We start from the raw sequence: 3,739 nt of genomic DNA on the forward strand, positions 1-3,739 counted from the left end.
GGCCGCCCATGCCGCGGCCGAGGTCTCCGGCGGGCGCCGCCGCGGCGGGCGCGAGGCGCGCCGCGCCCGGACGGGAGGCTGAGGCACGGGAAGCGGAATGCACCGGTCCGCACCGCACGAGCGCTCCCCGCGGGCGTCCCTGTCCCCCGGACCCGCTCCCCGCCCGCTCGCGCGGGATGGAGCCGGTCCTGCCCTCACCTGTTCCGTCCCATGACACAACGCCCGAACGACGCACTGGTGCTCTTCATGCCGTCGGGCCGCCGCGGGCGGTTTCCGCTCGGCACGCCGGTGCTCGACGCCGCCCGCTCGCTCGGCGTCTACATCGAATCCGTCTGCGGCGGGCGCGGCATCTGCGGACGCTGCCAGATCCAGGTCGCCGAGGGGCAGTTCCCGAAGCACGGCATCACCTCCTCGGCCGGCCATCTCTCCGACTTCTCCGAGACGGAGGCGCGCTACGTCGCCAAGCGCGGCGCGCTCGAGCCGGAGCGCCGCCTCTCCTGCCAGGCGCTCATTCTCGGCGACCTCGTCGTCGACGTGCCGCAGGACGTCCAGATCAACCGCCAGCTCGTGCGCAAGCGCGCCGAGACGCGCGCGATTGAGCGCGATCCGGCGACGCGCCTCTGCTATGTCGAGGTGGACGAGCCCGACATGGAGAAGCCGCTCGGCGACACCGACCGGCTGCTCGCCGCGCTCGCCCGCGACTGGCGGCTCGAACGCCCGCAGATCGACTTCGACCTCATTCCCCGCGTGCAGGAGGTGCTGCGCGCCGGCGACTGGAACGTGACGGCGGCCGTCCATGATGACGGCGCGGGCCCGGAGGTCGTGGCACTCTGGCCCGGACTCCACAACATGGCCTGCGGCCTTGCCGTCGACATCGGCTCGACGACCATCGCCTGCCATCTCTCCTCGATGCTCTCCGGCCGCATACTCGCCTCGGCCGGCGCGCCGAACCCGCAGATCCGCTTCGGCGAGGACCTGATGAGCCGGGTCTCCTACGTCATGATGAACCCGGACGGGCGGGAGGCGCTCACCAGGGCGGTGCGCGAGGCGATCGGCGTCCTCGTCGACAAGGTCGCGCGCGAAGCCGGCATCGCGGCCGACGACATCGTCGAGGCGGTGTTCGTCGGCAACCCGATCATGCACCACCTCTTCCTCGGCATCGACCCGACCGAGCTCGGCGGCGCGCCCTTCGCGCTCGCCGTCTCCGCCGCGCTCCATTTCCGGGCGCGCGAGATCGGCCTCGCCGTCAATCCGGGCGCGCGGGTCTATACGCTGCCCTGCATCGCGGGCCATGTCGGCGCCGACGCCGCCGCCGCGACGCTCGCCGAAGGGCCGCAGAAGGGCGACGAGATCACCCTCCTGGTCGATGTCGGGACCAATGCGGAGATCGTGCTCGGCAGCCGCGAGCGGCTCGTCGCGGCGAGCTCCCCCACCGGCCCCGCCTTCGAGGGCGCCGAGATATCCTGCGGCCAGCGCGCGGCGCCCGGCGCGATCGAGCGGGTGCGGATCGACCCCGCGACGCTCGAGCCGAAGGTGAAGGTGATCGGCGACGATCTCTGGTCGGACGATCCGGACTTCGGCCGCGTGGTGCAGGATCTCGGCGTCACCGGCGTCTGCGGCTCGGGCATCATCGAGGCGATCGGCGAGATGTTCCTCGCCGGCATCGTCGACGAGGACGGCGTGATCGACGGCGCGCTCGCCGCAAGGTCCGACCGCATCGTGCCGCACGGGCGCACCTTCGCCTACGTGCTGTGGAGGGCCGACCCGGCGCGCGGGACGCCCGAGCTCAGGATCCTGCAGACGGACGTGCGCGCCGTCCAGCTCGCCAAGGCCGCGCTCTATGCCGGCGTGCGGCTGCTGATGGACCGGCTCGGGATCGACAGCGTCGACCGCATCAAGCTCGCCGGCGCCTTCGGCAACTACATCGACCCGAAATATGCGATGCTGATCGGCCTCGTGCCCGATTGCGCGATCGAGAAGGTGGCGGGCGTCGGCAATGCCGCCGGCACCGGCGCGCGCATGGCGCTCCTCAACCGCGGCCACCGGCGCGAGATCGAGGCGCTCGTCAGGCGGATCGAGAAGGTCGAGACGGCGCTCGAGCCGCGCTTCCAGGAGCATTTCGTGGCCGCCATGGCCTTCCCGAACAAGGTGCACGCCTTTCCGAACCTCGCCGCCGTTATGCCGCTGCCGGCGCGGAAGGGCCCGGGCGCCGAAGCGGAGGACGGCGGCCGGCGCCGGCGCGGACGGGCGCGGCGCGGCACGGCCTGAGGGGACGCGGGGCGACGGGACACGGGGCGCCCGGCAGCATCCGGTCGACTCTCGGCCGCCGCATGGATCGCCGGGTCGAGCCCACTGCTGTCCCGGTTTGATTTCACGCCCATTGGAGGACCATCTGGTTGGAGGGTTCGGCGGGTGGATCGTGGCCGGTCAGCCGGTCGATGCGGCGCTTGTGCATGAGGTTGACGCGCACCAGGCCCGCCCCGCGCAGCCGCAGGCCCGTCGAATCGATCAGGTAGACGGCCTCGCCCAGCTTCCGGCGCAGGCCCCGCTGCGCCTGGGCGAGAATGGCGGCGAACAGCCCGCCGAACACCGCGCTCGGCCGCCGGGCATTGGCGTCGGCCAGCGTCGAGCGCGCCGCCGGCCTGGCGCCCACATGGTAGAGGCGGGCGGCATGGCTCGCGAGCCCCTCGACGGTCTCGCGCAGGCTCACCGCCCCGGCAAGCTGCCCGTAGAGGAGCGCGATGAACTGGCTCTTCGTCGACAGCCGCCGCACGTGCTTGTCCGCCGCGTGTTCTTCCACCAGCCGCTCGAACACGCCCCACGGAACCTGCTTCAGGACATCGTGGAAAACGCTATTGTGATGCCGCACGGTGTTGCCCCCTGTCGTGTCCGGAAGACGCGCCAACGTCTGAACACGAGTAGAATCAACACCGTGCACCCAGTCCAGAAAATTAAACCGGACAGCAGTGGGTCGAGCCCGGCGATGACGACAGAGGGGGAGGAGACGCGGGGAGCGGCGCGGCGCACCCACCGGCGCGTCGTGTTGCCACCCCGGTGCGCGACCTCACCACCTTGCCGGCCGTGCCGGCTCTCGGCGTCTCCGCTGCCGGTCAGTGCGCGCGGCGATGGCCGCGGGCACGCTCCCGGCCGGACGCAGCCTCCCGCTCGTCCCGCCACGAACCGCCCCGATCGTCGGCGTCGGCCGACACGCTGTCCATGAAATGCCGGGCGGCCTCGCCGAAGGCCTCCGAAAGGCTCGCCGTACGCTCGCGCAGCGCCTCCATGGCGTCGGAGCCGAGATCGGCGGCCCTGGACGCGCCGAGCTCGGCGGCGGCGGCCGGATGGCGGGCCGCGATGCCGAGCTTTGAACCTTTCCCGCCCTTGCGGATGGCGGCGAGCGCCGCGAGCAGCATCTCGCCGATCATGGCCTGGCCCGCCGGCGAGGCGACGAACTGGCCGACCGCGCCCTTGCGGACCTTCTTCGGGATCTTCACGCCGGCGATCTTCTTCGGCATCGCGGACTTCATCTTCTTCTTCTTCGCCATGGTGCTCTCCGGTTCGGCCCGTCGAGAACGCCCGCCGAGGGGCCGGCGTTCCGCGCCGGACGTCCGGCCGCACGAAGCGGCGGCGTCAGTTGCCCGGCCGGCCCGACTTCCGCGGCCGGCGGGCGCGGCGGCGCTCCTCGGCCGGGTCCTCGTAGGAACCGGCGCCGCTCCGGCCGCGGCGAACGGCCCCCGGC

Annotated in this window: 2 protein-coding genes and 1 pseudogene; 1 reads left to right on the plus strand and 2 read right to left on the minus strand. The window is 72.6% G+C overall.

Translation table 11 applies throughout. The features are described 5' to 3' along the window. Window positions 1-210 precede the first annotated feature (210 nt). A complete protein-coding gene (locus E4O86_RS22470; protein ID WP_161142773.1) occupies window positions 211-2,268 on the plus strand; it encodes an ASKHA domain-containing protein in 2,058 nt (685 codons plus the stop codon). Window positions 2,269-2,473: 205 nt separating this feature from the next. Here E4O86_RS22470 and E4O86_RS22475 read toward each other — a convergent pair. Both E4O86_RS22475 and E4O86_RS22480 read right to left on the minus strand, forming a co-directional pair. Further along, window positions 2,474-2,869: pseudogene (locus E4O86_RS22475) on the minus strand (DUF4372 domain-containing protein); the annotation flags it as partial. A gap of 241 nt (window positions 2,870-3,110) precedes the next feature. Beyond that, window positions 3,111-3,545 (minus strand): hypothetical protein, encoded by a 435-nt coding sequence (locus E4O86_RS22480; RefSeq protein ID WP_161142774.1) that lies wholly within the window; start codon window positions 3,543-3,545, stop codon window positions 3,111-3,113. Window positions 3,546-3,739 lie beyond the last annotated feature (194 nt).

Source organism: Propylenella binzhouense, from assembly GCF_009866965.1.
Taxonomy (GTDB): domain Bacteria; phylum Pseudomonadota; class Alphaproteobacteria; order Rhizobiales; family Afifellaceae; genus Propylenella; species Propylenella binzhouense.

Coding starts and splice junctions, on each gene's coding strand:
- E4O86_RS22470 (WP_161142773.1), top strand. CDS start 211: ATGACACAACGCCCGAACGACGCACTGGTGCTCTTCATGCCGTCGGGC.
- E4O86_RS22480 (WP_161142774.1), bottom strand. CDS start 3,545: ATGGCGAAGAAGAAGAAGATGAAGTCCGCGATGCCGAAGAAGATCGCC.